Source organism: Streptomyces sp. NPDC045778 (assembly GCF_056431945.1).
This window is the reverse complement of the sequence record NZ_JBWKJZ010000007.1, coordinates 285244-306459: the sequence shown is the minus strand read 5'-3', so window position 1 is coordinate 306459 and position 21216 is coordinate 285244. Positions and strand designations below refer to the sequence as shown.

Here is a 21216-nt window from a genome sequence, read left to right as displayed (position 1 = left end):
GACCCACCAAACGAACCGCAAGCAGAGAGTGGCCGCCCAGTCGGAGTGGCCCGCCGAGCAGCCGATGTGCATGCACCACGAGCTGAGCTATGCCCGGGAGGTGCCGGGAACCCTGATGTTCGCGTGCCTGTCGGCGCCCTCCTCCGGTGGCGTGACGGCCGTCGCGGACTCCCACGCGGTGCTGGAGGCGCTGCCCGCCGCCCTCGTGGAGCGGTTCGAGAACGAGGGCTGGCTCCTGGACCGCACCTACACCGACCTCACCGGCATCAGCCTCGCGGGGGCTTTCGGCACCGGGGACCGTGCGGCCGTGGACGCGTACTGCGCGGCCCGAGGCATCGAGACCCACTGGTCCGGCGACGGCGGCCTGCGCACGCGCCAGCGCTCCGCGGCCCTGCTGCGCCACCCGGTGTCGGGCCGCCGGGCCTGGTTCAACCAGGTCTCGTTCCTCAGCGAGTGGACGCTCGACCCGGCCGTCCGCGAGTACCTGAAGTTCGAGTTCGGCGACGACGGCCTGCCCTTCAACACCCGCTACGGCGGCGGCGCGGCCATCGAGGAGACCACCGTGCTCGCCATCAACGAGGCGTACGAGAAGCACACGCTCCGCGAGCCGTGGCGGACCGGGGACCTCATGATCGTCGACAACCTGCGGATGGCGCACAGCCGGGAGCCGTACGAGGGCTCCCGTGAGGTCGCGGTCGTCCTCGGCGACCCTGTGACGCTGCCGGCCTTCTCCGGTACGGCGCGGTCCTGACACCGGGGCCGGGGCTGCGCGCCACCGTCCCGCCCCGGCCGCTTCCGACCGCCACGGCGGCACCACGCGCGCATACGTCGCCCAAGCGCCTCGCCGCACACCCAGCAGTCCCCCAAGCCCACGCATCCCTCACGGTTGGAGTCAGCCTTGTCCCACGAGCCCGTCGTGCCGTCATTCGCCGTGATCACCGGCGAGCAGGTCGCCCAGGTGCTCACCGGCGGCGAGAAGCAGGTGGTGGATCTCGTCGAGGAGGTCTACCGGCTGCACGGCCGCAACTCCACGGTCAATCCCCCGTCGTACTTCCTGCGGTTCCCGGACCGGCCGAAGTCGCGAATCATCGCGCTGCCCGCGTCCGTGGGCGGCGAGCGGCCGACGGACGGCCTGAAGTGGATTTCCAGCTTCCCCGACAACGTCGCGTCCGGCATCCCCCGCGCGTCCGCGGTCCTGGTGCTCAACGACCACGACACCGGCTACCCGTTCGCGTGTCTGGAGAGCTCGATCATCAGCGCCTCCAGGACCGCGGCTTCGGCGGTCCTGGCAGCCGGCCGGCTCAGCCCGGGTGAGCGGCCCCGCCGTATCGGTTTCGTCGGCACCGGGCTCATCGCCCGCTACATCCACCACTACTTCGAGGCCACCGGCTGGACCTTCGACGAGGTGGGCGTCCACGACCTGTCCGACGACCACGCGGCGGCGTTCGCGCAGTACGTGAACGGCCGCCCGGACAGTGCCCGGGCCGTCGTCGGCCGTACCGCCGAGGACGTCATCCGGGGCAGCGACCTGGTGGTCTTCGCCACCGTCGCGGCGACGCCGCACGTCCACGACCCGGCGTGGTTCGCGCACAACCCGCTGGTGCTCAACGTGTCACTGCGGGACGTGGCCCCCGAGGTGGTGCTGGCCTCGGCGAACTTCGTCGACGACGTGGAGCACTGCCTGAAGGCCGACACCTCCGTCCACCTGACCGAACAGCGCCAGGGGAACCGCGACTTCATCGACGGCACCCTGTACGACGTCCTGGAGGGCCGGGTCGCGGTCCCGACGGACCGCCCGGTGATCTTCTCCCCGTTCGGCCTGGGTGTCCTCGACATCGCTCTCGGCAGGCACGTCCACGACCGGCTGCGGGAGGCGGGACGGCTCGGAGTCGTGGAGGGCTTCTTCCACGAACTCGACCGCTACGGACGTACCGGCGCCTAGTCGGTGCCCGAACGAAAGGGGTGATGAAGTGCCGGTTGTCTCAGCCCCCTACGAGATCAACGCGGATGACGTGTTCGTGAGTCTCAAATCGGTCTTCGGGGTGCCGCTCCACCTCAAGTGCGAGGGTTTCAACCTCGCGGGCTCCATCAAGCTCAAGGCGGCCCTCGAGATGGTGTCGGCGGCCGAGCGGGACGGTGTCCTCACCCCTGGGTCCGTGATCGTCGAGTCGTCCTCGGGCAACCTCGGCATCGCGCTGAGCATGATCGCGGCGCATCGGGGATACGGCTTCGTCTGCGTCACGGACTCCCGGTGCAACCGGGCGAGCCGCCGTCTGATGGAGTCGCTCGGCGCCGAGGTCCGCGTGGTCACGCAGGCGGACGAGAGCCGCGGCCTGCTGGGCGCGCGGCTCGACCTGGTGCACCGGATGTGCGAGGAGGACGCGCGGTACGTCTGGCTCAACCAGTACGCGAACCCGAACAACTGGCAGGCGCACTACCGCAGTACGGCGCCCGCCATCGCGGCCGAGTTCCCGGACCTGGATGTCCTCTTCGTGGGGGCGGGCACCGGCGGCACGCTGATGGGCTGCGCCCGTTACTTCCGTGAGCGGGGCAGGCCCGTGACGATCGTGGCCGTCGACAGCGTCGGCTCGGTGACGTTCGGCGGCCCCGCGCTGCCCCGGATGATCCCGGGCCTCGGCGCGGGGGTGCGGCCTCCGCTGCTCGACGCGAGCCTGGTGGACGACGTGGTGATGGTGCCCGAGCGGGACACCGTCGACAGCTGTCATGCGATGGCGCGGCAGGGTTTCCTGTTCGGTGGGTCGACGGGCACGGTGGTCAGCGGTGCGCTGCGCTGGCTGGCCGCGCGCGGGGACGCCCCCGCCCTCACTGCCGTGGCGCTCGCCCCCGATCAGGGCGAGCGCTATGTCGACTCCGTGTACGACCCCGCGTGGGTGGAGCGCCACTTCGGCTCGCCGCAGGGCTGGGGTGAGCCGGTCGAGCAGCCCGTACAGCCCATCGAGCAGCCCGTGCAGCCCGTGCAGCCCATGCAGCCTGTGCAGTCCATCGAACAGCCCGGACAGCCCGTACGCCCCGTCGAGCGGCCCGTACGGCCCCAGGAGCCGGCACGGGGCTCCTGAGCCGTCGCGGGGTTCAGGACGGGAGGGTGGTTCTCGCCGGGGCGGGCTCTTCCGCCGGGGCCGCGAACACGGACGGCGTCATGGCACCCCATGCGAGGACGACGACCACGGCCATCGCCCCGAATCCCACCCAGAACGGCGCGACGATGCCGAACGTCCTGGCGACGACACCGCCGATCAGCGAGCCGAGCGCCAGCCCGCCCATGCTGAACAGCAGATGCACGCTGTTGACCCGGCCGAGCAGCCCGGCCGGGGCGGCCCGCTGCCGGTAGGTGTCCGCGACCACGCCCCAGACGGTCGCGTGGGCCCCGAAGACGACCAGCGTGACTGCCGCCACCCATGGCGACCGGGTCACGGCGAACACGAGGTGGGAGCACGTCTCGACGAGCAGCCCGGCCCGCAACAGGGGGGCCGCGCCGAACCGGGCGTCCAGACGCGCGGCCGACAGTGTGCCGACGACGCCGCCGACGGCCGTGGCCGACAGCAGGAACCCGTAGCCGACCTCGGTCAGCCCGAGACGCTCGCGCGCGTACAACACGTACGCGGCGAAGGCACCACCGAAGGTGATGTTCATGAGTCCGACGACGAGGGCGAGCAGCCGCAGGGCGCGGTGGTTCCACAGCCACCGGAACCCTTCGCCGATGTCGCGCCGCATGGAGGAGCGGGCCGGACCGGGGCCCGCCGCCTGCTCCGCGTCGCGGGTGCGCGGGCGTATGGAGAACACGAGTCCCGCCGCGAGGAGGAAGGTGGCGGCGTCGACGCCGAACGGAAGCGCGGCCGCCGCGACGAAGAGCCACCCGCCCAAGGGCGGTCCGGCGAACTGGCTGCACAGCATCCGGGCTCCCGAGAGCCAGGCGTTGGCCTTGGCGAGGTCCTCCGGGGGCACCACACTCGGGACGAGGGCCTGGCTGGCGTTGTCCGCGAGCGTCGAGCCAAGGCCCATCAGGAAGACCGCCCCGTAGACGGCCGGGACGCTCAGCAGGTCGCTCCAGGCGAGGAGGGCCAGCGCGCCAATCACGACTCCGCGTACCGCGTCGACGACGGCCACCACGATCCGGCGGTCCACACGATCGACGAGGGCGCCGCTGAGGAGTGAGAAGATCAGCCAGGGGAGTTGCTGCGCGAAGACGGCGCCCGCGATGAGCGCGGGATCGTCGGTGAGGGTCGCCATCAGGAGCGGGCCCGCGGCCAGGGTGACCCCGTCTCCCAAGGCTGAAGTTCCGGAGGCCAACCAGAGTTTGGCGTAGTCACGCTTCTGCGGCGTCATGAGGCCCAGACCTTAGCAAACATGATCATTTATGAACAAAAGTGACTCTCACTCGGAGTCACACCTCGTGACCTCGGAGAACGCGCACAGGACGCGCGCGTGCCGCGGGGCTCACCCGGGGGCCGACCGCCCCGTGAGACCCGATGCGCGCCCCCCCTCCTGAGGCATGCGGAATCATGAGGCCATGACCGACGACCACACACGCGTCCAGGAGTTCTTCGCGGCACGCGCCGCCGACTGGGACAGCCGCTTCCCCGACGACGGCCCCGCCTACCGTGCCGCCGTGGCCGAACTCCGCCTGAGGCCGGGTGCCCGCGTCCTGGACGCCGGGTGCGGCACGGGCCGCGCCCTGCCTGCCCTGAGGGACGCCGTGGGGCCCTCGGGGGCGGTCCTGGGAGCCGACCTGACTCCGGCCATGCTGGAGGCCGCCGTACGGGCAGGCCGACAGCCCTGCGGCCTGTTGCTGCTCGCGGACGTGGCGCGCCTTCCGGTGCGCGCGGAGACGCTCGACGCGGTGTTCGGCGCGGGCCTCATCGCGCACCTGCCCGACCCGGCGGAGAACTTGCGGGAGTTGGCGCGGGTGGTGCGTCCAGAAGGACTGCTCGCGCTGTTCCACCCCGTCGGGCGCGCGGCCCTGGCGGCCCGCCAAGGCCGTCGGCTCACCCCGGACGACCTGCGCGCCGAGGCCACCCTGCGTCCCCTGCTGGCGGGCTCGGGCTGGCGGATAACGTCGTACGTCGACGAGGACGACCGCTTCCTCGCCCTTGCCGTACGTCAGGGCTGACTGTCTCCGCGCGCCAGGGAGGCGTCGTTCAGGAGCGCCCCGCCAGCACCGCGGTGAAGGCCGCCGGGTTGTCCAGCATGACGTTGTGCCCGGCGCCCGGCACGGTGACGATCCGCACACCGGACGCCTCCAGGTCGTCGCTGCCCGGGACGTCACCGCTCAACGCGCCCTGCACGTAGACGCGTTCTACGGAGAGGCCCATCAGCATCGCGCGCATCGTGGGCCGTGTCCCGCGCACGAGCCCTGTGGCACTGCGGTGCAGAGCACGCGGATCGGTGAGGCGCATGGTCGCGGCCCACCCCGGGCCGACCTTCTCCAGGACGCGCGCGTGGCCCTCGGCGACAAAAGCGTCCTCTTCGTAGTCCGCGATTCCGCTGCTGCCCGCTGTCTTCGGCGGGTACGGGTCGAGATTGGCCTCCGTGAGGACCAGGCGGGCCACGAGATCGGCCCTGCGGTGGGCCAGCACGATGGCCACGGAGCCGCCCATGCTGTGCGCGACGAGGTCCGCGTCACGCACGTCCGCCGCGTCCAGCGCCGCGGCCAGCGCGTCCGCGTGGTCCTCCAGGGTGTAGCCGAAGCCGCTGGGGCGGTCGCTCAATCCGTGTCCGGGCAGGTCCACGAACAGCGACCTGCGTCCGGCCAGTTCGGGCCGGGCGGCGATGTGCGCGTGGTAGGGAGCCGAAGCCGCGCCGAGACCGTGCACGTACACGCGCGCGGGCCCCGCGCCTTCGAACTCCGTCCACCGGATCCGGCTGCCCTCCGCGTCGAACCGCGCGTCGCGCATCGTCATGTCCCGCTCCCCCTGGATGCCGTGTCCGCCGGATGTCGTGTTCCGCGGCTTCGTCCCGCGTCTCCCGCACCATACATCGTCCACGTAGTACTACGGAACCGATGTACTCCGTGAGTGCGGCAGAATGCGGGCATGCTGGAGCTGTCCATCCTTGGATTCCTGTACGACTGCCCGCTGCACGGCTACGAACTGCGCAAGCGCATCACCGCCCTGACGGGGCACGTCCGCCCGGTCGCGGAGAGCACGCTGTACCCGGCCATCAAGCGGCTCGAGAAGGCGGGTCTGCTGGCCCGCGAGACACAGCCCGGCGCCGTGGCCGCGCCGCGCCACGTCCTGAGCCTCACCGCGGACGGCAGGGGCGAGCTGCGCCGGCGCCTGGCCGAGCCCGCGCGGGCGGACATCACGGACGAGAACCGCTGGTTCACCGTGCTCGCCTTCCTGCGGCACCTGGAGGACGCCGACGCCCAGGCCGCGGTGTTGCGGCGGCGCCTCGCCTTCCTCCAGGAACCGGCCAGCTTCTTCTACGACGGCGACCGGCCGCTGAGCGCGGAGGAACTGGACGACCCGTTCCGGCAGGGCATCCTCACCATCGCGCGGGCCACGAGCCGCGCCGAGCTGACCTGGCTGCGCAAGACCCTCGCGTCACTCGGTTGAGCCCGCCGCGGACGCCTCCACGTGCCGCACGGGGCAGCCGCGCACACCGGGCACCGGAAAGGTGCCGAGGGCGTCGAGCCGGTAGCCGTCGGCGTAGCCCTTGATCTCCCAGTTCTGCCGTGCGTAGTGCGGGGACGTACGCGGCGGCAAGATGCGGACCGCTCGGCCGCGCAGCCGCACCGCGCGCCGGGTCAGTCCACGCGTCATGGCGGAAGGCGCCTCGTAACGGAAGGCCCGCAGGAGCGGCTCGTCGAGCAGCGCCAGGGTCGCCGCGCGCAGGAGGGGCGCGAGCGGACGCGGATACCAGGAGATCATCAGCTCCAGAGTCGCGTCGGAGACGCTGCGCCCTCCTTCGTCCCATCCGAAATGGGCCTCTTCGTAGGTGTCGAGGCACTGGGCGAACTCTTCGTAGGAACCGGGGATCTCTTTGATGCCCATGTGCCGGCCCAGAGTGCGGTAGTACACCGCTGAGGCGGCCATCTCGTGCCGTGACAGCCTGCGCCATCCGTAGGTGTCGATCCACCGCTTGGGCATCACGACGAACGTGGACAGCACGTAGCGCATGTCGTCGTTACTGATGTCGTAGCTGCGGTGCATCTGGTTGATGCGATGGATGGCCGTGCGTCCCTTGTCGCTGTCGAAGCCGTGCTCGACGACGGCGTCGAGGAGCAGTGCCGTGTCGTCGTACCGCTTCTGCGGACGGGTGGTGAACTCCGCCGTCCGGGCCAGGAGGGCGCCGATGCTCGGCACCGCGTAAGTGCGGTACAGCGCGAGCTCCAGCGCGCGCGTGTGGTCCCAGGGGAACTCGTAGGTCGCCGAGAGTCGGTAGATCTCCAGGAAGTCCTTCTCCGGGTGGAGGCGCCGGATGTGCTGGAGCCGCTCGTAGCGCTTCACCGCAGGGTTCCCCTTCTGCCGCCGAGCCTTCAACTTTACTTTGGGGTAAGGAGAATGAGCACCCAGCGGCGCGTCCGCACGGGGGAAGGTGACCTGAATGTTCGACAGGATCCGCAAGCTGTGGAGGGTGGATACGGCGTTGGGCGACGACAAGCGCACCCACAATCTCTTCGAAGCCGCAGCCGTCTACGTGGCGGCCTGCGCCGACGACGACCAGGAGCAGATCGACGAGGCCGTCGGCTGGGTCTCGCCGGAAGCGCTGTCCTTCGGAGTGAGTGAATTGGCCTGCCGGGCGGTCATCGCCCTCGCGCGGGAGCACGACGAGTCGCCGGGGGCCGTGGCGCGTACCCTCCTCGGCCTGCCGTCCGCCTGACGTCGGTGTGGGTGGGGTCGGGGCAGACGAGCGCCTGTCCGAGCGGGATCCCGGTCTCGGCGGCGTGGGCGAGTCGGTCACGGACCTCACGCGGCGTGCGAGGGCGGTAGCCGGGGCCGCACCCGCAGCAGTCCGTGCGGAAGCGCACGCCCGCCCTCAGGAGCGCCGACAGGGCGCGCCAGGCGGCGAGATCCCGGCGCTTGGGTACGGCGAGCGCGGAGCCCGCGTCGAGCAGCGTGTCGCCGCACCGCGGGCAGACGTCGTGGCGCACGCGCGCGTGGTCGGCCGGCTTCTTGTACGACACGCGGCACGCGAGACACACGAAGTGTGAACTGACCCGAGACATGACAAGCAGCGTAGAGGGCACCGGCTCCGGCGCACGAGCGGATTTTCCTGGTCACCGCCCCTCGACGGCGCCTGGGGCCAGTGGTTATGGTGCGCCGTCGGAGACACGAGTGGGCAGTGATGGGAGGCCTGCATGGCCGGAACGGACGACGCCGCCGCCGATGACGACGCGCTGTACGTGCTCACCGCGGTGCTGCTGACGCCCGCGAAGTTCCCCAGCGTGCTCGGTGACGACTATCCGGAGGCGTGTGCGGCCCTCGGGCTGCCGCCGGTGGCCGCCGGGTACGGCTTGGTGCTCGGCCAGGACGGCTCCGGCGCGCGGTGGACGGTCGTGACCGACGACGTGTCGCTCGTCGCCGTCGCGATCGCCTCCTGGGACTGCGGGATGGAGTACGACCTGTCGCCGGACGAGCGCACGGTGGTCGAGGCGCTGCCGGGCTGGCCGCTCGCGGTGGCGGTGGCCGCGCCGGGCGTGCCCGCGCCGCACGATCCCGAGCCCGAACCCGGTCAGCCGCACCGCACTCCCCTGTCGCCGCCGGAGTCGCACGGCTGGGGGCCTGCGCAGCGGCGCCTGGGCGCCGACGAGATCGCCCTCCAGTGGGCCGCCTGGCGTGAGCAGATCGACGACGCCGACTTCGCGACCGGCGGCGAGGCCGGGACCGGGGCCGGGCAGCCTCAGGGCGGCTCCCAGGCGGGCGCCGCCGAGGCCGCGGACCCCGAGCCGCTGACGGGCGTACGACGCGTCCTCGCGGAAGTACGTGCCTACGTGGAGACCCCTCCGCCCCTGGGGCGGGTCCGCTCGTCGTTCGCCTCCGGGGAGGCCCGTACGCTGCGTGCCGACGGCCCTGGCTGGTCCATGGTCGCCAGGACCGACGACATCGCGTTCGTCCTGCTCGACGAGGAGCCGGGCGAGGTGCTTCCGGTGGGGCGCGGCCCCGAACTGCCCGGTCTGCTCGCGGCGCTCGACGGGATGGCGGTGCGGCCCTCCTAGGAGGGGCGGTTCCCTGGCCGCGGGTTTCCTGGGCGTGGCGGAGCCCGCGCGCCCTGGGATGGCGGATCAGTGCCTTCTGGTGCCCAGTCAGCGTCTTTCTCCCGGTACCCAGCCAGGGTCTCCCCCCTGGCGCCCAGGCAGTGTGTGGCCCCTGGCACCCAGTCAGTGCGTTTTGGTGCCCAGGAGGAGCGCGGCGGTCGCCGTGTCGCGGTCTTCATGGCGTCGCAGAGCCGTGAGTTCCTCCCGCCAGGTCTCGTCCCAAGAAGTCACTCTTCCGCCGACGCTCACCAACGTGAGGGCCATCAGCCCCGATATCGGAGTGCCGCGTTCCCTCACCAGTCGGGCGGCGGCGAGCAGCGCGTCCCTGGCGCGGGGGGCGTCGAGGTCCAGATACGGCTCGCGCCCGAGGGCGAGACGTTCAGGCCGTTCCTCGACCAGGACGAACAGCCTTTCCCAGCGTTCGCGGTCACATCGGCCGTGCCGCAGCGCTGCCAGGCAGGTCTCCCACAGGAGAACGGCCGTCTCGCGTCGCAGTCCCACAGCGCCCAGGGCCGTGGCGAGTTCGTCGGCGACGGTCAGGGTCTCCGCGGCCGCGTCCAGGACCTGCGGCAGGGCGGCGGCAAGGCCCGCAAGACGGCGCACGGCGTCCTGCCTCTCAGGATGGCCGGTTCGCCCGTGCCCCCGCCGTCGCAGCTCGCGGAACGCGTCGGCGAGGACACGCGGCCCTGACTGGCCGAGGGGAAACCCCATCATCAGCCGTGCCGCCGCGCTCCACTCTCGACGGCTTCGCGCGGGGTCGACGACCATGGCGACCACCGCTCGCAGCCCCTCGTCACTGTCCGGCGCGCACCAGGCGGGCAGTACCCGGCACGCGGCGACGGCGGTTTCCTCGTCCGCTTCCCGCAGCAGGCGGATCAGGAACGCGCGGTAGGCCTGCGCCGTGAAGTGCCTGACGGGCCCTCCGCGCGTGTGGATGATGGCCTCGCGAACGGCGGGTTCGGTGGCACCCGGCAGCAGCCGATCGGCGATTCCGGGGCGGTCGATGGCGGCCACGAGGGCGAGCGCCAGGACGGCACGCACGTCCCGGTGTTGTCGTGGCGCGTCCCAGGCGGACACCAGCGTGTCATGGGCCACGTCCCCGGGCAGTTCGGCCAGCGCTCGGGCGGCTTCCTTGCGGGAGCCCACGGGTGCGTCCGCCGCGTGCGCGACAGGAGTGAGCAGCCTGAGGGCGTCCCGCTCGGGCAGGGCCTTGAGGAGGCTCCGCAGAGCGCCCATGGCGGCGCGTCCGCGGGCGCCGCCCGCCGCGGCATGACGCAGCAACGCGTCGAGGACGGGTTCGCTGCCGGTCGCCGCCGTGCGGCGGCCCGTGTGCCGTTCGGCCAGGAGTGGCTCGACGGCCGGCCCCAGCGCTCCCAGCGCGGCAGCGGCGACCGGCTGGGGGGCGGTGTCGGCGAGCCCGATGAGCAGACTCGGGTCATGCAGCTGAGCGGCCGCGTCGGCACGGGCGCGCAGCGGGGCGTGCGGGTCTTGGGCCACCCCCGCGTGGTGCGCTTCCCAGGCGTGGCGCTGCGCGGGCAGCCAGCGGCCTCGGACACCGGAGCGCAGCCGGGGAGCCCACGCCACGGCCCGGGGACGCACGCGGCCGGCCAGGCCCCCTGGAGCGGCGGCGAGGACGGGGCTCAGGAGGTCGGTGCGCCGGGTGGCGAGCACCTCCATGACCCGCGGCAGTGTCGCGAACGAGGCGTCGACGCCGATCAGTTCGGCACAGCGCCTCTCCCGCAGCGGCCCCGGCGCCACCCAGGCAGCCGCCGCACGCGACGCGCTCTGCGGGTCGTCGTCCTCCAGCGCGGTCCGGCGCACCAGGGCGTCGAGGTCGGGCAGGGCATCCAGGTGAGGTGCCAGGAGTTCGGCGAGGGGGACGTGGAGGTCGGCACGCGCGCGTGTCTCTGGCGCTGCGGCATGCCACATGGCTTGCGCTGTCGCCGCGTCGAGGTGCAGGGGGCGCGTCGACGGCGTGAGGCGCGGGTCACTGACGACATGGCACAGCAACTCCGCGGCGTAGGCAGCACGGCCCACCCTCCCCCGCGAAGCCGCGCCGTGAACAGCACGACGCAACAGCCTGTCGACCGCACGCAACGTGCCGAGAGTCGAGTCGCGGGACTGCACGCTGGTCAGCGCCGCATCACGCAGCACACGGTCAGGGAGGGCCGCCAGGAGCCGTCCCGGAACCCCGGACAACTGCTCCAAGGCGGCACGGCGTACCGCGTCCTGATCGTGCCACGCCCGCTCGCAGTCAACGGCGATCCGGGCGAACTCTCGGGGGATGCCTTCGAGTTCGGCACACGCGAGGAGCGCGGGCCAGGCCAGGGCCCGTGAGTGGACACGATGCCCTTCGGCGAGGGCGCGCAGCAGCGGTTCACCCTGAGCGAGCGGCAACGCGGGCGCGAGCCGGCACACCATCCACTCACGGCTCGACCAACGCTCCACCCACGGGCCCACCAGTCGCGCGCGGTCGGCCGAAGACAGGGCCGCGAGCGTGGCCAGAGGGATGCTGCGGATGGCGCGCGCCCGTCCGGTCCGTTGCCTGAGCAGGTGGCCTCGCTCCGGCGCGGGGAGCAGCGCCAACAGGCCATCCGGGGAGACGTCCACGCGACTGCAACGACTGGGGTGGGCGGGCGTCGGCGGACAACGCCGGGCAAGCTCCACCAGGCCATCAGGTGGAAGCGCTCGCAGGGCGCGGCGCACGGCGGGCGGCAATGGCCCCTGCGACAGGGGGAGTTCGCGCGGCGTACCGTCCTCCCTGGGCGGCGCGGCGCGCAGGATCTCCAGCACCCGGTCAGGCCACCGCAGCAAGTGACGGGCCGCGGAGCCGGACAGCAGGTCGGGGGCTTGGTCGAGCAGGAGCAGGGCGGCTTCCCGGTCCCGCCGCACGGCGAGGCTCGCCAGCGTGCGGTCGCCGCCCGTGAAGCGACGGTGGTTACCAGGGGTGCCCCTGGAACGGGAGGCGAGCAGGCCCGCGACGGCCAGAGGCGCCGTGCGGGCCAATGTGTGGAGCACTCCTTGAGGCGGGTCGAGCCTGGGCAGCCAGTCGGCGACGGTTTCCGTGGGGCATGCGGGCAGTAGCAGAGCGGCGTCCCGGGCGCCGTACTGCTGGTGCACGGCGGGCAGGAGACGGGCCGCGAGGGCGGAGCGACGGCTGAATCGCAGGACACGGTACGTCTTGCGCCGAGCCGCACTCACGGGACTCAGCCCGAGCTGCTCCAAGGCCTCGTCGGCGATGGGCAGCCGGATGGCCGCCGCCAGGGCGCGCCGGCGCAACAGCGGATCGTTCAGAGCGTCGGCGACGGTGTCGAGGTCGCGGCGGGCGACTGCGAGGAAGAGTGCGGTGTGCCGGTCGTCAGGGGTGCCAGCCTCGAGGGCGCGGCGCAGGGAGTCGTACGCGTCCGGGGCGAGGGTACGGGCGTAGCGCGCGAGCGCGCTGGTGCGTGCCGGGTAGGGCAACGAGTCGAAGTGAGCCCTCAGCCAGGCCGGCGTCAAGGGCGCGAGAGCGGGCTGGGGAGCGGCGGGCCGGGGCTGGGCAGAGTGCGTCGGCGAGGACGCTTCGTGTGCGGCCATCAGCGATCACCGGTGGATCGCTGGGCCTCCTTTCCGGAAGTCATGGGCGCAATGGTGCGGGGCCTGAGCGGCTGGCGCAACGGGATTTCGATCGGGCTGGGCTTCTCGGGTGTCTCTTCTCGGCGTTTCCTTCTTCTTTGTGTCTGCTCTGCGTCTTCTCGTTCACCATGCGTCTCTTCGTTCGCCACCGGTCTCTTCGTTCGCCATGGGTCTTCTCGTTCTCCTGGCGTTTCCTCGTTCGCCTCTCGCTTCCCCTTCACCGCGCGCCTCCAAGCTCCCGGCGTCTGCGGTTTCCTCCGCTTCTCCAGGCACCTCGGGTCTCCTCACACCTTCGGCTTTCCGGCCGCTCTGATCTCCCGGACTCCGGATTTCCCAGCCTCTCCGGCTTCCCGTACCTCCGGGTTCCCCGGCGCCTCCGGCTTCGCGCGCCCGCGCCTGGGCACGGGGATACCTGGGCGAACCGGGGCTGCGAGAGAAGCTGGTACTTCCTCCGAGCCTCCGCCCCCACCCCACGCCTTCGGTTCGTCTCGCGTCCCCGGCTCCTCTCCCGCACGTCGCGGACTCGCGCAACGCCGCCCAGCGCAGCGCACCCCGCCGCCGGCAAGACCCACGCCCCACGCCCCGGCCACAAAGAGACCACCCCACCCCACAACCGGAGCAGCACCCGCTAGGCCTGCGCGCCGAGCCCCACGCCCGTCGCGGAGCCCCCCTCAGCGGCCCAGCTCCTTGCGGCTGACGCGGCGCAGCCTGCGTCGCTGCGAGGGGTCGAGTGTCAGATAGGCCGCCGCCGGAACGCCGAGCACGATCAGGAAGGCTGCCCACCAGGGCAGCCAGATCAGCAGGATGAGCCCTGCCGCGACGCCTCCCGCGGCGATCTTCGCTTTCTTCGACATGTCCGTCGCCTCCTTCGCGGCTGTTGCCGCTCTCTGCTTTGAGAAACGGGATCGGCCCCGCCCTCAGTTCCAGAACGCGACCCTGACCGACCCCTGAGGTGCGACCCCGAGAGAACCCCGAGCCATGCCGTGGGGGCTTCTCGGTGCCTCGGCGTCACTCGGCCCGAAGCGGCTCCCCCACCTCGTACATGTGGCGAAGCACCTGCCGATAGGAATCGATCAGGCCGGCCTCTGCGTAAGGCATACCCACAGCATGACAGTGTGCGCGGACCAGCGGCTGGGCGAGCCGCAGGTGCGGGCGCGGCATGCTCGGGAAGAGGTGGTGCTCGATCTGGTAGTTGAGGCCGCCGAGGAGCCAGTCGGTGACCACACCACCACGGATGTTCCGGGAGGTGAGCACCTGCCGCTGGAGGTGTCCCCAGCGCTCGCCGTCGGGGTCGGGCATCTCCATGCCCTTGTGGTTGGGTGCGAAGGCCATGCCCAGGTGCAGGCCGAACAGGGCCTGGTGGAGCGCGGCGAACGCGAGCGCGTGCCCCAAGGGCATCGCGGTCAGGAGCAGGGCCCCGTACCCCACGAGATGAGCCACCAGGAGGGCGCCTTCCACCACGCGCCCCCGCGGGCTCTGGCGGCGCAGGTCCTGGAAGCCGTAGACCTTCATGGCGATGCCCTGGAGCAGCGTGAGGGGGAAGAACAGCCAGGCCTGGTGGCGGGTGAGCCAGCGCCGGAAGCCGACGCGGACCCTGGCCTGCTTGCTGGTGAACACCAGGACGTCGGCGGCGACGTCGGGGTCCTTCTCGATGTGGTTGGGGTTGGCGTGGTGACGGTTGTGCTTGTCGTTCCACCAGCTCACGCTCATGCCCAGCAGCAGATTGCCGTGGAATAGGCCGATCAGCCTGGCGGCCTTGCGGTTGCCGGTGATTTGGGAGTGACCGGCGTCGTGGCCGATGTACGCGGTGCGGACGCACAGCACGGACAGGACGGGAGCCAGCAGCAGGACCCACCAGGTGCTTCCCAGGACGAACAGGCCCACCGCCACAGCCGCCAGTGCCACCGCGTTGACGATGATCGTGCGCGCGTACCAGCCGGTGCGCCGCTCCAGGAGGCCCTGTGACTTCACGGTGCGCAGCAGCGGGGTGAAGTCGCTTCCGGCGGGCGGCTGCCGTGGCACACTCGCGGGGCGGTCCGCGACGGCTGTGCTTGCCTGGGGCATGGTGGGTTCTCCGGCTTCCACGAGGACGGGCTGACCTGAGGAAACGTACGGATCAGTGACCGTTGGCAACCATGGCGCCACCACCCGTATCGCGCGGGGTGCCAGCCGGGGGCCATAGGGGTGCTGAGTACACCCCCACCCCCCGAGAGTGATCGGGATCACGGCTGAGCAAGCCCCGGATGGCAGGAAGTGTGTTGTACTCTCGGCCGCTCCGGTCTCATTAGTCAAATTTGAGGAATGCGCCATCGCTGTGCACAGGCTCCCCGCTGTCACTCCCTCCGAGATCTCAGAACTCTCCCAGTGCTCCGTCGTGTTCGTGCCCGGTGACCCCGGGCGAACCGGGCACGTCGCCTTCTGGCACCTAGACGAGGCTCCGCCCGCCACGACCGCGGGCACCGTCGAGGACCTGACGGTCGCGGTGCCGGACGACGACGGGGTCAGCCTTCACGTCGTATCGGCGGTGCTGCTTCCGGTACGGGTCGCGCTGCCCGTCCTCACCCGCGTGCGGGCCGCCTCCGGGGCTCACCCCACCGCGGCCTTCTGGGGCACGGCCGCCGTGCTCGCGCTGCAACTGGCCGCCCGGGGGCTGCTGCTGCCGGGCCTGACCGACAGCGACCACGACGCCTGGCGCGCCGGGCCCCTCGCCGCCGGAGACCTGGAGCGGCTGCGTGAGCTGGCCGCCGCGATGCCTCCCGCGGCCCACACCGTCCCGCTCGACGGCGCGGTTCCGCCGCGGCTGCCCGCCCCGGAGCGGCTGCTGCGCCAGTTCCTGGACGCGGTCGCCGACACGCTGCCCCGCTCCCCGGCCGCCGTGCCGGCCGCGGGCCACCGGGCCTTCGCCGCACCCGAGCCCCAGCACGTGCCGGAGCAGCGGCCCTGGGCCACGGATGTCGCGGCGGGGCACGACGCGGGCGTGCGGATCTCCCTGCGGGTGGAGGTCCCCGGCCTCCTTGCCGAGTCTTCCCAGGAGACCCGGCTGCCCTTCCGGGCCGTGGTGCAGATCCACAGTGTCAGCGACCCGTCGCTCGTCGCCGACGCCGCGGAGGTGTGGTCCGGCTCCGGCGCCGCGGCGCAGTCCTTCGGTCCGCGGGCGCGTATGGACGCCCTCCTGGCCCTGCGGCGCGCCACGCGCGCGTGGTCGCCGCTCGGCCCGCTGCTCCAGGCGACGGTGCCCGATGCCATCGAACTGGCCGACGAGGAGGTCACGGCTCTCCTCGGCGAGGGCGCGCGTGTGCTCGCCGTGGCGGGGGTCGACGTGCACTGGCCGAGGGAGCTGGCACGCAGCCTCACCGCCCGCGCCGTGATCGGTCCGGACGACGACGGCGAGTCTCCCCAGGGCCCCGCCAAGCGGGCGTCGGACACGCCGTCGTACCTCTCCGCCGACGCGCTGCTCGCCTTCAACTGGCGCTTCGCTCTCGGCGACCAGCAGCTGAGCCGCGAGGAACTCGACCGGCTCGCGGAGTCGAACCGGCCCGTGGTCCGGCTGCGCGACCAGTGGGTCCTCATCGACCCCGAAGAGGCGCGCCGGGCACTCGCACAGCAGGACCGCAAGGTCACCCCCATCGACGCGCTGAGCGCGGCCCTGACGGGCACCACCGACGTGGACGGCCGACGCGTCGACGTACAGCCCACCGGATGGCTTGCGACGCTGCGCGAGCGGCTCGCGGACCCGGAGGGCATGGAGCCCGTCGGGCAACCCGCGGCGCTCGCCGCGGAGCTGCGTGACTACCAGCTGCGCGGCCTGAACTGGCTGGCCCGGATGACGTCCCTGGGGCTCGGCGGCTGCCTCGCCGACGACATGGGCCTCGGCAAGACCATCACGCTGATCTCGCTGCACCTCCACCGCCAGAGCGACGAGGCCACGACAGGTCCCACCCTGGTCGTGTGCCCGACCTCCCTGATGGGCAACTGGCAGCGCGAGATCCAGAAGTTCGCGCCCGGCACGGCGGTGCGCCGCTTCCACGGGGCCCAGCGCGGCCTGGAGGACCTGGCCGACGGCGAGTTCGTCCTGACCACCTACGGGACGATGCGACTGGACGCGGAGCGGCTCAGCGAAGTCGACTGGGGCCTGGTGGTCGCCGACGAGGCCCAGCACGTCAAGAACCCGTACTCCGCGACGGCCAAGCAGCTGCGCGCCATCGGGGCACGCGCGCGTGTGGCGCTCACCGGCACCCCGGTGGAGAACAACCTCTCCGAGCTGTGGGCGATCCTCGACTGGACCACTCCGGGGCTGCTCGGCAAGCTGAGCACGTTCCGTACCCGCTACGCCCAGGCCGTCGAGGGCGGCTCGGACCCGGCCGCGTCCGAACGGCTCGCGAAACTGGTGCGTCCCTTCCTGCTGCGCCGCCGCAAGTCCGACCCGGGCATCGCCCCGGAGCTGCCGCCCAAGACGGAGACCGACCGCGCGGTGTCGCTCAGCACCGAACAGGCGGGCCTGTACGAAGCGGTGGTACGCGAGGCGCTCGCGGACATCTCCGGCGCGGACGGCTTCGCCCGCCGCGGACTGATCGTCAAGCTGTTCACCGGCCTGAAGCAGATCTGCAACCACCCCGCGCAGTTCCTCAAGGAGAACGCGCCGCACCTCACCGGCCGTTCGGGGAAACTGGAGCTCCTGGACGAGCTGCTCGACACGATCCTGGCGGAGGACGCGAGTGTCCTCGTGTTCACCCAGTACGTGCAGATGGCCCGGCTCATCGAACAGCACCTGGCGGCGCGCGGCATCCCCACCCAGTTCCTGCACGGCGGCACGCCGATCGCCGAACGTGAAGCGATGGTGCAGCGCTTCCAGGACGGTGAAGTGCCTGTCTTCTTGCTGTCGTTGAAGGCGGCAGGCACAGGCCTGAACCTCACGCGGGCCGAGCACGTCGTGCACTACGACCGGTGGTGGAACCCGGCCGTCGAGGCGCAGGCCACCGACCGGGCCTACCGCATCGGCCAGACGCAGCCCGTACAGGTGCACCGCCTGATCGCGGAGGGCACGATCGAGGACCGCATCGCCGAGATGCTGCTGCGCAAGCGCGCGTTGGCCGACGCCGTCCTCGGCGCCGGCGAGGCCGCCCTGACCGAGCTGACCGACGCCGAGCTGGCGGACCTGGTGGAGCTGCGAGGGGGCCGCGATGAGTGACGCGTACGACGAGGCTCACTCGGGGGCACACGAGGACGGCATGAGCGACTACAACGGGGGTGGTCATGTGACGGCGTACAACGGCGACGCGGCGACGGGTGACGGCGAGCGGACCTTCGCCGCCCTGCCGCCCGCCCACGGGCAGGGCTTCGCGCAGACCTGGTGGGGCCGCGCCTGGCTCCAAGCCCTGGAGGACACGGCGCTGGACACCGCGCAGCTCAAGGCGGGCCGCAGGCTGGCGCGCGCGGGAGCCGTGGGTGCGGTCTCCGTGCGCCCCGGGCGCATCACGGCGGTCGTGCTGGACAAGGACGGCACGCCGCACCGCTCGGACGTACTGTTGCAGCGGCTGAGCCCGCAGGAGTGGGACCACTTCCTGGGCATGACCGTCGAGCGTGCCGGGCACATCGCCGCGCTGCTCGACCGGGACATGCCGCCCCACCTGGTGGAGGACGCCGCGGCAGCCGGTGTCGAACTCCTGCCGGGCATCGGCGATCTGGAGCCCGAGTGCGACTGCGACGCGTGGGACCACTGCGGGCACACGGCGGCGCTCTGCTACCAGATGGCGCGGCTGCTCGACCAGGATCCGTTCGCCCTGCTCCTGATGCGGGGCCGCGGCGAGCGGGAACTCCTCGACGAGTTGCAGGTCCGCAGCGTCGCACGCCAGGACATCGAAGCCGCCCCGCCGGCGGAGTCCGCCGAGGCCGCTCAGGAGGGCGTGGACGCCGTCCAGGCGTACGCGGACGGGCTGATCCTGCCTCCCCTGCCCGAGCTGCCTCCGCTGCCTCCTGAGCCCGGCCTGCCGCCGTCTCTCGACACGGAGACGGAGCCGGCGCCCGGCGTCGACGTGACGGCGCTCGCGTTCCTCGCGTCCCGCACGGCGGCCGAGGCCCACCGCCTCCTTGCCGAGGCGCTCTCCCCTGGCCACGAAGGGCTGCCCGTCGAGGCCGAGTTGACGCTCTCCGAGGACGCCGTACGCCTTGCGACGGCCGCGCCCTCGGTGATCGGCGCCCGGCTCGCGGAGGGCTCGGGCAGGGACAGGGATGGGCTCGCGCGTGCCGTACGGGCCTGGGGGTACGGCGGCCGCGCCGGGCTCGCCGTACTGGAAGAGGAGTGGTCTCCGGAAGGCGAGAGCCTGGCACGCGCGCGTGCCGCGCTCGACGCGGCGTGGGACGAGGACGAGCGTCCGACACTGCGGGCCGCGCGCAACCGCTGGACGGTCGTCGGCTCCGACGCCCAGCTCCGCCAGGGGCACGACGGCCGCTGGTGGCCGTACCGCAAGGAGCGCGGTCGCTGGGTGCCCGCAGGGGCGGCGGCCCACGACCCGGCGACGGCCCTCGCGGTGGTGACGGGCGGCGAATGACCGCACTGGCGTGAGGGGCGGTAGCGGTAGTTCCGCATGGCTGAAACGTGTACGGCGACACCGGCGTATCCAGACATGCGCCGCGTGCGCCGGGAACACCGGCACGCGCACTCGCCCCGGTCAGCGATTGAGCGAGGTCACGGCATCAAGGAGCGTGGAGCACGCCGGTGCAGTCGTGCGGATCTAGCCGAAAGGGGATGACGAGGAAGGTGCCCCCACCGCTGCTGATCGGCTGGTGATGGCCGACGGCGCCTCCTGCCCCTCGCGGGAGGCGCCGTCGGCGCGTCGTGGACGCTCGGCCCGAGACCGCGCACGGTGAGCGCGGGTACGGAAACGCGATCTCCATGAACACCACGTGATTCATCCACAGGACTCCTGGAGGTTCACGCTCACGACACCTGGTGTTCGTGCGGGCGGCCGAGGGTGGCGCCGTTACCGATCTCGTGCTCCAGGAGGCCCCGATGTCCGCGCCCGTCGCCGGTCAGCGCCGTGTCCGTCGTTCCACCGCCGTCGGTGTGCCGCTCGCCCTGCTCACCGCTCTCGCGATGAGCGGCACCGCCATCGGCCTCCCGGTCGACTCCGGGCGACAGGGAGGTACCGCGCGCGTCACCGCCAAGGCCACGCTGGGCGACATCTCTCTGGGCGAGTTCAGCAACCGTCTGCTGCCCGGGACCGTACGCAATGACCGCGGCGTCGACCTCGGCGGCATCGGGAGCGACATCTACCCGGCGGGCCGCAAGGGCGAGTTCTGGACGGTCACCGATCGAGGCCCGAACGGGCAGATCAAGGTCGACGGCAAGAAGCGCCGGACGTTCCCTGTCCCCGGTTTCGACCCGGCGATCGTGAAGATCCGCGTGTCCGGCCGCTCGGTGAAGGTCATCGACGCCCTGCCGATCACCACGCGCTCCGGTAAGCCGGTCACCGGACTGCCCAACCAGGAGGGGCGCGACGAGGCGCCGTACTCCTACAACGCCGCCAAGCCTCTCTCGTACGACCCGAACGGCCTGGACACCGAAGGCATCGTCCGCGCTACCGACGGCAGCTTCTGGCTGGTCGACGAGTACGGCCCCTCGCTGGTGCACGTCTCCGCGCGCGGGAAGGTCATCAAGCGCTACGTCCCCAAGGGGCTGAAGCTGCGGGGAGCCGACTACCCCGTCGTCGAGGCGCTGCCGGGAGTGCTCCTGCACCGGAAGGTCAACCGCGGCTTCGAAGGCCTCGCGCAGCTGCCGGGCGGTGACCTGGTGATGGCCGTGCAGAGCCCGCTGTCGCTGCCGGACGAGGGCACGGGCGAAGGCTCGCGCACGGTCCGGCTGCTGCGTTTCTCCCCGGGCAAGCAGACAGTCACGGCCGAGTACGCGTACCGCTTCGACCCGGTGAATGTCGTCGACCCCGGGGAGGACGACACCTCCGAGCTGAAGATCTCCTCCCTCGTCGCCGTCGGCCGCGATCGCCTGCTCGTGGAGGAGCGCACCGACAAGGCGGCCCGGTTGCAGCTCGTCCGTCTGGACCCGCGCGCGAACATTCTCGGCAAGCGGTGGGACAACGCCGCGACGCGCCCCTCTCTGGAGCAACTGGACGACCCTCAGGCCTCGGGTGTGCCGGTGCTGCGCAAGCGACTGGCCGTGGACCTCGGCGCCGTCAAGGGGGTGCCCGGAAAGATCGAGGGGGTGGCCCGGGTCGACCGCCGCACGCTGGCGCTCATCAACGACAACGACTTCGGGATGACGGACGGCCCTGAAGCCTTCGACAAGGACGGCCGCCTCGTCGACAGCGGCGTAGAGACCTCCGTGACGTACGTGAGGCTGCCCCGAGCGCTGTAGGCACGCCGGCCTTCAGGGC

15 protein-coding genes and 1 pseudogene are annotated in these 21216 nt (G+C 72.0%); 10 read left to right on the top strand and 6 right to left on the bottom strand.

Translation table 11 applies throughout. The features are described from left to right. Window positions 1-4: 4 nt before the first annotated feature. The 3 genes and pseudogenes from AC07GB_RS12235 to sbnA all read left to right on the top strand — a co-directional run. Window positions 5-751 (top strand): annotated as a pseudogene (locus tag AC07GB_RS12235) (TauD/TfdA family dioxygenase); the annotation flags it as partial. Between the two features lie 147 nt (window positions 752-898). Then, on the top strand, window positions 899-1942 hold the full coding sequence (sbnB, locus tag AC07GB_RS12230; RefSeq protein ID WP_478844246.1) for a 2,3-diaminopropionate biosynthesis protein SbnB: 1044 nt from the start codon (window positions 899-901) through the stop codon (window positions 1940-1942). 28 nt (window positions 1943-1970) lie between these two features. Beyond that, window positions 1971-3077, top strand: coding sequence for a 2,3-diaminopropionate biosynthesis protein SbnA (gene sbnA / locus AC07GB_RS12225; protein WP_478844244.1), 1107 nt, complete (start codon window positions 1971-1973; stop codon window positions 3075-3077). Between the two features lie 13 nt (window positions 3078-3090). Here sbnA and AC07GB_RS12220 read toward each other — a convergent pair whose 3' ends face one another. Beyond that, the gene (locus tag AC07GB_RS12220) at window positions 3091-4344 is read right to left on the bottom strand and encodes an MFS transporter (protein WP_478844242.1); all 1254 of its coding nucleotides are present in this window, start codon (window positions 4342-4344) and stop codon (window positions 3091-3093) included. A gap of 184 nt (window positions 4345-4528) precedes the next feature. Here AC07GB_RS12220 and AC07GB_RS12215 point away from each other — a divergent pair, with 184 nt between their 5' ends. Then, a complete protein-coding gene (locus AC07GB_RS12215; protein ID WP_478844240.1) occupies window positions 4529-5128 on the top strand; it encodes a class I SAM-dependent methyltransferase in 600 nt (199 codons plus the stop codon). A gap of 28 nt (window positions 5129-5156) precedes the next feature. Here AC07GB_RS12215 and AC07GB_RS12210 read toward each other — a convergent pair whose 3' ends face one another. Beyond that, on the bottom strand, window positions 5157-5912 hold the full coding sequence (locus AC07GB_RS12210) for an alpha/beta fold hydrolase (RefSeq protein WP_478844318.1): 756 nt from the start codon (window positions 5910-5912) through the stop codon (window positions 5157-5159). Between the two features lie 138 nt (window positions 5913-6050). Between AC07GB_RS12210 and AC07GB_RS12205 the strand changes: the two genes are divergently transcribed. Beyond that, window positions 6051-6572, top strand: coding sequence for a PadR family transcriptional regulator (locus tag AC07GB_RS12205; protein ID WP_478844238.1), 522 nt, complete (start codon window positions 6051-6053; stop codon window positions 6570-6572). On the opposite strand, the gene AC07GB_RS12200 is transcribed toward AC07GB_RS12205, so the two are convergent. Further along, complete coding sequence (locus AC07GB_RS12200) at window positions 6561-7466, bottom strand: oxygenase MpaB family protein (RefSeq protein WP_478844236.1); 906 nt, start codon at window positions 7464-7466, stop codon at window positions 6561-6563. The genes AC07GB_RS12205 and AC07GB_RS12200 overlap by 12 nt on opposite strands. Window positions 7467-7563: 97 nt before the next feature. Between AC07GB_RS12200 and AC07GB_RS12195 the strand changes: the two genes are divergently transcribed. After that, window positions 7564-7839, top strand: a complete 276-nt coding sequence (locus AC07GB_RS12195; protein ID WP_478844234.1) for a hypothetical protein — start codon at window positions 7564-7566, stop codon at window positions 7837-7839. 478 nt (window positions 7840-8317) lie between these two features. Beyond that, window positions 8318-9175 carry a hypothetical protein gene (locus AC07GB_RS12190; RefSeq protein ID WP_478844232.1) on the top strand — a complete coding sequence of 286 codons (858 nt, stop codon included), beginning with the start codon at window positions 8318-8320 and terminating at the stop codon, window positions 9173-9175. 162 nt (window positions 9176-9337) lie between these two features. Here AC07GB_RS12190 and AC07GB_RS12185 read toward each other — a convergent pair whose 3' ends face one another. The 3 genes from AC07GB_RS12185 to AC07GB_RS12175 all read right to left on the bottom strand — a co-directional run bounded on the left by AC07GB_RS12185 (window position 9338) and on the right by AC07GB_RS12175 (window position 14893). After that, window positions 9338-12676 (bottom strand): hypothetical protein, encoded by a 3339-nt coding sequence (locus AC07GB_RS12185; RefSeq protein ID WP_478844230.1) that lies wholly within the window; start codon window positions 12674-12676, stop codon window positions 9338-9340. A gap of 824 nt (window positions 12677-13500) precedes the next feature. Next, window positions 13501-13683 carry a hypothetical protein gene (locus AC07GB_RS12180; protein WP_478844228.1) on the bottom strand — a complete coding sequence of 61 codons (183 nt, stop codon included), beginning with the start codon at window positions 13681-13683 and terminating at the stop codon, window positions 13501-13503. A gap of 154 nt (window positions 13684-13837) precedes the next feature. Next, window positions 13838-14893 carry an acyl-CoA desaturase gene (locus tag AC07GB_RS12175; RefSeq protein ID WP_478844226.1) on the bottom strand — a complete coding sequence of 352 codons (1056 nt, stop codon included), beginning with the start codon at window positions 14891-14893 and terminating at the stop codon, window positions 13838-13840. A gap of 250 nt (window positions 14894-15143) precedes the next feature. Between AC07GB_RS12175 and AC07GB_RS12170 the strand changes: the two genes are divergently transcribed. From AC07GB_RS12170 to AC07GB_RS12160, 3 genes are all read left to right on the top strand, one after another. After that, a complete protein-coding gene (locus tag AC07GB_RS12170) occupies window positions 15144-18017 on the top strand; it encodes a DEAD/DEAH box helicase (protein WP_478844224.1) in 2874 nt (957 codons plus the stop codon). Continuing rightward, window positions 18010-19377: an SWIM zinc finger family protein gene (locus AC07GB_RS12165; RefSeq protein WP_478844222.1), complete on the top strand. Its 1368-nt coding sequence runs from the start codon at window positions 18010-18012 to the stop codon at window positions 19375-19377. Before AC07GB_RS12170 ends, AC07GB_RS12165 begins: the two co-directional genes overlap by 8 nt. 461 nt (window positions 19378-19838) lie before the next feature. Continuing rightward, window positions 19839-21197 (top strand): esterase-like activity of phytase family protein, encoded by a 1359-nt coding sequence (locus AC07GB_RS12160; RefSeq protein ID WP_478844220.1) that lies wholly within the window; start codon window positions 19839-19841, stop codon window positions 21195-21197. Window positions 21198-21216: the final 19 nt, after the last annotated feature.

Excerpts from the sequence above, each read along its gene's own strand:
- AC07GB_RS12220 (WP_478844242.1), bottom strand. The coding sequence starts at position 4,344 with ATGACGCCGCAGAAGCGTGACTACGCCAAACTCTGGTTGGCCTCCGGA.
- AC07GB_RS12215 (WP_478844240.1), top strand. The coding sequence starts at position 4,529 with ATGACCGACGACCACACACGCGTCCAGGAGTTCTTCGCGGCACGCGCC.
- AC07GB_RS12210 (WP_478844318.1), bottom strand. The coding sequence starts at position 5,912 with ATGCGCGACGCGCGGTTCGACGCGGAGGGCAGCCGGATCCGGTGGACG.
- AC07GB_RS12205 (WP_478844238.1), top strand. The coding sequence starts at position 6,051 with ATGCTGGAGCTGTCCATCCTTGGATTCCTGTACGACTGCCCGCTGCAC.
- AC07GB_RS12195 (WP_478844234.1), top strand. The coding sequence starts at position 7,564 with ATGTTCGACAGGATCCGCAAGCTGTGGAGGGTGGATACGGCGTTGGGC.
- AC07GB_RS12190 (WP_478844232.1), top strand. The coding sequence starts at position 8,318 with ATGGCCGGAACGGACGACGCCGCCGCCGATGACGACGCGCTGTACGTG.
- AC07GB_RS12180 (WP_478844228.1), bottom strand. The coding sequence starts at position 13,683 with ATGTCGAAGAAAGCGAAGATCGCCGCGGGAGGCGTCGCGGCAGGGCTC.
- AC07GB_RS12175 (WP_478844226.1), bottom strand. The coding sequence starts at position 14,893 with ATGCCCCAGGCAAGCACAGCCGTCGCGGACCGCCCCGCGAGTGTGCCA.
- AC07GB_RS12165 (WP_478844222.1), top strand. The coding sequence starts at position 18,010 with ATGAGTGACGCGTACGACGAGGCTCACTCGGGGGCACACGAGGACGGC.
- AC07GB_RS12160 (WP_478844220.1), top strand. The coding sequence starts at position 19,839 with ATGTCCGCGCCCGTCGCCGGTCAGCGCCGTGTCCGTCGTTCCACCGCC.